The sequence below is a fragment of the Endozoicomonas atrinae genome, assembly GCF_001647025.1.
Lineage (GTDB): Bacteria > Pseudomonadota > Gammaproteobacteria > Pseudomonadales > Endozoicomonadaceae > Endozoicomonas > Endozoicomonas atrinae.
Genome location: NZ_LUKQ02000686.1, coordinates 1 through 725, shown reverse-complemented (window position 1 = coordinate 725; position 725 = coordinate 1). Strand labels below are relative to the sequence as shown.

1 protein-coding gene is annotated in these 725 nt (G+C 53.4%); it reads left to right on the top strand.

From position 1 onward, the window contains the following. Nucleotides 1-725 (top strand): hypothetical protein (locus AK963_RS34220; protein WP_202969955.1); only part of this gene is annotated, 725 nt, incomplete at both ends.

Below are 725 nucleotides of genomic sequence, written 5' to 3'. Positions count from 1 at the left end.
GTTACCTGGATGGATTCTACCGGTGCTGATGGTCAGGGCTACGGTGTTTACGCCCGTATTGTCGATAGCCAGGGCCAGACAGTAGGCAGTGAATTTGCCGTTACCAATGACAACTCATTCCCTGACCAGACCTTCCCGGAAGTCACCGGACTGGCCAACGGTGGCTTTGTTGTCACCTGGCAAACCGGTGATGACCTTAACACCGGTCGTCAGATCTGGGCTCAGCAGTTTGAAAATACCGGAGCCACTGTGGATTCGGCCTTCCGGGTCGGCAGTGGCCAGACCGATAAACGCCCAGCGGTGGTTGAACTGGCAGACGGTACCCTGGCCTTCAGCTGGGAAGACAGTAATGCCTATGAAACACGTACCCAGTTATACAAAGCTGGTTATGTGCTGTCTGATATTAATGAAGATGACACCAGCAATAGCGGTAACACTGTTGCAGAGATCATAACCGATAACACTATTGCTGATGCCGATGGCTCACCCGCTGAAGCCGTTGCCATTACCAGCGTCGATAACAGCAATGGCAGCTGGGAATACTCGGTTGATGGCGGCGCCAACTGGACAGCCATTAACGATGGCAGCCTGAGTGAAAACCATGCTCTGTTGTTAGATGCCAGTAACCAGGTGCGCTTTGTGCCCAATGCTGACTTTAACGGTGCGGCAACGTTTACTGTCAGGGCCTGGGATAAATCAGCCGGTGCCGTTGGCGACTATGCCGA